The sequence below is a fragment of the Leptospiraceae bacterium genome (genome assembly GCA_016708435.1).
GTDB lineage: Bacteria > Spirochaetota > Leptospiria > Leptospirales > Leptospiraceae > UBA2033.
Map to the genome: position 1 here is coordinate 1 of JADJFV010000028.1, position 4,992 is coordinate 4,992.

10 protein-coding genes and 1 CRISPR repeat array are annotated in these 4,992 nt (G+C 35.5%); all 10 genes read right to left on the reverse strand.

The features are described 5' to 3' along the window. Positions 1-76 precede the first annotated feature (76 nt). Positions 77-575: direct repeats of the CRISPR family, unit length 31 nt; unit sequence GTCGCAATCCTCTAAGTCGAGGGAAAGACAT. 439 nt (positions 576-1,014) lie between these two features. The 10 genes from IPH52_18870 to IPH52_18915 all read right to left on the reverse strand — a co-directional run bounded on the left by IPH52_18870 (position 1,015) and on the right by IPH52_18915 (position 4,756). Beyond that, positions 1,015-1,152 (reverse strand): hypothetical protein, encoded by a 138-nt coding sequence (locus IPH52_18870; protein ID MBK7057068.1) that lies wholly within the window; start codon positions 1,150-1,152, stop codon positions 1,015-1,017. Further along, the gene (gene cas2, locus IPH52_18875) at positions 1,146-1,262 is read right to left on the reverse strand and encodes a CRISPR-associated endonuclease Cas2 (GenBank protein ID MBK7057069.1); all 117 of its coding nucleotides are present in this window, start codon (positions 1,260-1,262) and stop codon (positions 1,146-1,148) included. Before cas2 ends, IPH52_18870 begins: the two co-directional genes overlap by 7 nt. Positions 1,263-1,298: 36 nt before the next feature. Next, positions 1,299-1,973, reverse strand: a complete 675-nt coding sequence (gene cas1 / locus IPH52_18880; GenBank protein ID MBK7057070.1) for a CRISPR-associated endonuclease Cas1 — start codon at positions 1,971-1,973, stop codon at positions 1,299-1,301. Further along, a complete protein-coding gene (gene cas1, locus IPH52_18885) occupies positions 1,949-2,305 on the reverse strand; it encodes a CRISPR-associated endonuclease Cas1 (protein MBK7057071.1) in 357 nt (118 codons plus the stop codon). The genes cas1 (IPH52_18880) and cas1 (IPH52_18885) overlap by 25 nt, the downstream gene beginning before the upstream one ends. Before the next feature lie 200 nt (positions 2,306-2,505). Beyond that, positions 2,506-2,703, reverse strand: coding sequence for a hypothetical protein (locus IPH52_18890; protein ID MBK7057072.1), 198 nt, complete (start codon positions 2,701-2,703; stop codon positions 2,506-2,508). Positions 2,704-2,794: 91 nt separating this feature from the next. Then, a complete protein-coding gene (locus IPH52_18895; protein MBK7057073.1) occupies positions 2,795-2,989 on the reverse strand; it encodes a hypothetical protein in 195 nt (64 codons plus the stop codon). Between the two features lie 139 nt (positions 2,990-3,128). Next, entirely contained in the window at positions 3,129-3,656 is a 528-nt protein-coding gene (locus tag IPH52_18900; GenBank protein MBK7057074.1) for a hypothetical protein, read from the reverse strand. 230 nt (positions 3,657-3,886) lie between these two features. Further along, positions 3,887-4,264: a hypothetical protein gene (locus IPH52_18905; GenBank protein ID MBK7057075.1), complete on the reverse strand. Its 378-nt coding sequence runs from the start codon at positions 4,262-4,264 to the stop codon at positions 3,887-3,889. Next, positions 4,254-4,445 (reverse strand): hypothetical protein, encoded by a 192-nt coding sequence (locus tag IPH52_18910; protein ID MBK7057076.1) that lies wholly within the window; start codon positions 4,443-4,445, stop codon positions 4,254-4,256. Before IPH52_18910 ends, IPH52_18905 begins: the two co-directional genes overlap by 11 nt. 173 nt (positions 4,446-4,618) lie before the next feature. After that, on the reverse strand, positions 4,619-4,756 hold the full coding sequence (locus tag IPH52_18915) for a hypothetical protein (protein MBK7057077.1): 138 nt from the start codon (positions 4,754-4,756) through the stop codon (positions 4,619-4,621). Positions 4,757-4,992 lie beyond the last annotated feature (236 nt).

Below are 4,992 nucleotides of genomic sequence, written 5' to 3' on the forward strand. Positions count from 1 at the left end.
AATCCTCTGGGTCGAGGGAAAGACATTATCATCTAATAGCGTCTGACGGCACTGTTGAGGCGTTGTTATTAATCGCGTCGCAATCCTCTAAGTCGAGGGAAAGACATTATCATTTTAGGTAATACAGAAGAATATATATGAAAAAAAAACTTATTCTGTCGCAATCCTCTAAGTCGAGGGAAAGACATTATCATCTATTAGGGCAAAGATACCTAGATACTAAAGATAATGATATGTCGCAATCCTCTAAGTCGAGGAAAGACATTATCATGAATTGGAGATGGTAGAATTCGCATGAAAATAATCCAAAGTCGCAATCCTCTAAGTCGAGGGAAAGACATTTATCATATACGAAAGGCAAGACGATTGAAACATACTGTTTAGGAGAAGTCGCAATCCTCTAAGTCGAGGGAAAGACATTATCATGAAAGATAAAAATGCGTTAGTTGCCATAGATTAGTATTTAGTCGCAATCCTCTAAGTCGAGGAAAGACATTATCATTTACTTGCTCAGTTGGGGATAAGAAGTATATACCTAGTCGCAATCCTCTAAGTCGAGGGAAAGACATTATCATAGTAGCTTCCACAAGTCCATTAAAACCAATCCTATTCCTAGATACAACCCATTTTAAATTGAGATTCCCTTTTCTAGTCTTGTTTTTAGCTTCTTTGAGGTAAGAGAAAAAACAGGGCTTCATTATATTGGAAATCCTTTTTTCTGCAAAGAACGTTACTGTATTTTCGAATTCAAATCCTCCTCTTTGACCACAAAAGGGTTTAGTCAATAAATTGCAGCCCATTCGGAGATAAGGGAAACGGGAAATTTCTAATCTAGTGAAATTATTCTGTAATAGCATTATAAATATCTAACCTTTTGGAAACTTGGTGTTGTTTGTCTAAGATTTTTTTTAGACAGGATGAACAAGATTCACAGGATTTTAATTTCTTTTTTTATCTTCATCTTGTTTATCTTGTAAATCTTGTCTAAGATTCTTTTAGACAGGATTTATACTTTCAAAAGAAATAAGCATCATCTACTTTGCAAATCTCCCCTTCTCCATGAATTTGAATTTCTCTTTCCGCAAGTTCATTGAGAGGATAAATCCGAAGAGTCTTCTGCTTCGATAAACCATTTTTAATTTTCTTTAGCATATGGTCAGCTCTTCTTTTTTGTGAAGTCTAAGTTCGAATACAGACTTTTGGACACGGTTTCCATAACCTTGAAGTATCTTGACTACTTTGGCTCTGCGCTTATCACCCATTTTCCCCGAAGGAAGTCATAGCAGATAAGATAGAGTTTACCCTGCTGCATTCATATCCTTTGACTTGGAAAATTCTTTTAGAGAAATTACACTTCCATCTGTAAAAACTTTTTCATCCACTCCCGTTTGAAATTTCACCCAATCTAAAAGCTCGCCTCGCATATAAAGATAATCTCTATTTTCCTTTAATTCATTGTGCAATAGCGGATAGAATTTCTTACGACTTAGATCATTCAGATAATACCCATTATCCCTTACTTCGAAATCCTCCGACTTAATTCTTTTTTGGTTAAATAATTTTAGAGTAAACCAATCACAAAATAGAGGACGCAAAGGTTCAATCATATCACAGCCAAGACTCAGTCTTCCATATTCTAGACTATGTAAAAAACCGATGAATGGATCAAAACCTATTCCATCAATGTAAGCTGCAATACGATTAGTGAGAATAGTGTATAACAAAGAAAGAACAGAGTTACCAACATCTCGGCGGTCTTTTGCTTCTTCCGTTGAATACTCCTTCTTCTTTGAAGAGCCTTCCATAATTTTCATAATACCTCTTTGCAAAATTCCTTCATATCCCATGAGTGCCGGAATATCTTTAGCCTCATTTGCCTCTAGCCGCACTGCACGAAGAGCCTGTATTTCTAAGCGCAGTTCAACGCTTGCATTCTTGCTAAACTCTTCTAGCAAGTAGAGGCAACTTTCCATTTCCCCTGAATCAATTCTTTAGCGAATTCCAATTTGAAATTTTCATCCTTAGATAATTCGTATTGTTTGTAACGAAGCTCCACATTTTTTACATGCGGAGGTGTGAGTTGACCAATTAAGTTTCCATTGGAATTATAATAGGCGAATTCAATTCCTCGTTCAAGTAGTTCGAATAAAACATGCGATGAGGCTTGCACATATCCAAACACTTGAATCGTCTCTATGTTTTTTAATTCCAATTCCTTGATTTGCACACCTTCTTTTTTTAGAACAAGAGACTCACCTGATCTATGAAGAGTAATTCCATGCTCGGTGATATAAACATCAGCCATGATTAAAACTCCCGGAATCCGCCGAAGGAACAACCGACTAATCCTTTGTAGCGAATGCGATACCAATGATTAGAAATTTCGTAAGAGTAAATCTTCTTTGTCTCGAGAGATTACTTCTACTTGTTCTCCATCAGGGATTAATACGAGTTTGCCTCCATTCATACTGCAACGATCTCGGAGAAATAACCCGGAAGGTTCTCTCACTCTCGCAAACGTTGTAGGTTGTTTGGGCTCTTCTTGTTCTTTTTTTCTTGGTCCATTATTGTAGCGGTAACTTGACTAGGTGCATACACTGATTTAAACTCCATCCGATTTGTCCCCTGCATATCTCTTAGAAATTTTTGCAAGTAGTCTTCCTTTTGAATCGACTCACCTAGAACACCTAAGAAATCAATCATTTCATTTTCTGACTTTGTTTTTAAGAATTTTGAGAAAGAAGAAAAATTCGATTTAAAGAATTTCGGATTCTTAGAGGCTAAAGATAAAATTTCATTCTGATGAGAAGTAAACTCTGAGGTAGAATTTTAGGAAGGGATGATTCTTATTTGCCACGGTGAGTTCATCTAAGTCATTTTCTGAATTGATTCCTTCTAAGAGTAACTCCCAGGAATAATTCTTTAAATCATCAGAAAATGATTTTAAGTTTAGCAAAGCGAATTCTCGAACTCTTTCTTCTCCGGGCAAATGGTTTTAGAGCTTCTAAGCAAAATTTACTTACACTAGAAATACTATCTCCTTTGCAGAGCATAAAGATTTCTAAATTTTCTTTCGTGACCGGAACAGAGCTAATTCCTTTTTGAAAGCAACCCTACTGTGCGTTCTTTTAAAAGAGTATTCTTTCTTTTTGAGAAGAGAGAGCAGTGAATTGTAAATAGCCTCTTCTGTAAAATCGCATGGTAGAAATATTCTCTAACGTTTGTAACGCAACTTGATCTTCTTCCCCAAGCATCTCTATCACATAACTTAGAGTATCCGTTGAAGTATCTCCTAGGTCAATCAAAGCATGAAGAGAATTTGTTTTCGATATTACTAGAAGCATTTTATAAACATCCTTCATTGTATCTATAGAAGAATTTCCCTGTAGGTAATAGTAATTATACGCTTTTTTGTAATCGGCGGAGCTATCATTTTTTAGCAACCTTTTATAATACGATTCTGTAACAATTGGGACAAGTATAAATCCAAGAATAACTACTATCGGAATTCCAACCGTAATAGCAGTCCGACTTTTACTTCCAAAGAAAACAAGCTTCAAGCTATCTGGAGAGAAAGATTTCTTGAGAATAGAAACTATTTCTGTAATTTGCTTGCCAAGCTCAGACCAGAAGACGGACGGTTTCGCAGGTTGCACATACTCAGGAGTAACCGTTTCTCTTTCTACTTTTGCACTCGACGAATAAGTCTCTTGGGATTTTTCTTCTTTGTATTCCGGGGTTGGTTCCTGCGGCTTTTCTTGGTAAGGCTCTTTTGTAGGCTCAGGCTCGACAAAGGCGAATTCACTTTGTATCTACTCGAGAGAGTAATAAATCGTAGCCTTTCTTTGCTTCTAGGAATTGAGCATTTATTTTTTCATAGAGTCCTCTATCTACAGAATGAAATTTGTCGGGATGATTTAGTTTTGCGTAATTTTCCATGCTTTTTTGTAATTCTTCTTTTGTGTAATTGCCATTTAACTGGAAAAGCTTTTAAAGCATTTTCAATTTCTTTTTCGCTCTCTTTTACTGATTCATTTCGATTCTTGCGAGCGTTAAATTGATATTCGCCCACACGCTCGATATACTCTCTGGCTTCTTTATCAAGATGAAAGTAATCACAGATTCCTTTGAAAAATCTAGTCTCAGAGCTTTGTAAGATTCCATCCATGAGAGCGACTTGATAAACAAATCCAAAGATTTGAAATATAAATTCAGTTCTTGTTTCTTCGTCTTCGATGGTTCCTTTTAAAACTTCAAACCACATCTAGACTGATACAGGCAGAAAGAATTAATTCATCAGGAGTATAAGTCTGAATAAATTCCCGAACCATTGGCGAAGCTTTGGCTAATAGCGATTCGTCTAATTCATCTCCATAGGTTTCTTTGAAGTAACTTCGAATCCCTTCTATTTCAGAATTATCTATTACTCCATCAGCCTTAGCCATATGAATGGAAATACAAAATTCTAAGAATAAAAATGTATCGAGTGTAGTCTTACAATTTCGATCTATAAAATTTCCGAATGCGTCTACTTGCTTATCAATCAGGTTAGAAAATTCTGGTCTATATTGAAAGTTTGTATTTCGAGTATTGTTTGGATTACTACCATTATCCTCTTCTAGAAAATCGTTGAGTATTTTCCCTGCTGCATCCGTCCAAAAGGCAATTCATTGGAAACAGTTCTAACAACAGCACGTATAATTCTAAACGCTGCGATAATAAGTAAGATGATTATAATTAAGATTAGTTTGATCATAGATAAATTCTCCTGCAATTAAAGTAGAAGGGAGTTTTAAAAGATAAGAAACAAAACATTATTTATACAAAGCAAAGGAAGGACGCAAAGAATTTTTGTGTGGACTTTGTAAACTTTTTGAACATTTTATTTTAAAACTCTCCACGTCCTTGCTTTTTATTTATTGTTTATTTTTATCCATTGATTCTCCTAAAATGAAAAGGGAGTCATTTCTTAATAGGAAACAACTCTTCTAG

Coding starts and splice junctions, on each gene's coding strand:
- IPH52_18870 (MBK7057068.1), bottom strand. CDS start 1,152: ATGCTAAAGAAAATTAAAAATGGTTTATCGAAGCAGAAGACTCTTCGG.
- cas2 (MBK7057069.1), bottom strand. CDS start 1,262: ATGGGTGATAAGCGCAGAGCCAAAGTAGTCAAGATACTTCAAGGTTAT.
- cas1 (MBK7057070.1), bottom strand. CDS start 1,973: ATGGAAAGTTGCCTCTACTTGCTAGAAGAGTTTAGCAAGAATGCAAGC.
- cas1 (MBK7057071.1), bottom strand. CDS start 2,305: ATGGCTGATGTTTATATCACCGAGCATGGAATTACTCTTCATAGATCA.
- IPH52_18890 (MBK7057072.1), bottom strand. CDS start 2,703: ATGATTGATTTCTTAGGTGTTCTAGGTGAGTCGATTCAAAAGGAAGAC.
- IPH52_18905 (MBK7057075.1), bottom strand. CDS start 4,264: ATGTGGTTTGAAGTTTTAAAAGGAACCATCGAAGACGAAGAAACAAGA.
- IPH52_18910 (MBK7057076.1), bottom strand. CDS start 4,445: ATGGCTAAGGCTGATGGAGTAATAGATAATTCTGAAATAGAAGGGATT.
- IPH52_18915 (MBK7057077.1), bottom strand. CDS start 4,756: ATGATCAAACTAATCTTAATTATAATCATCTTACTTATTATCGCAGCG.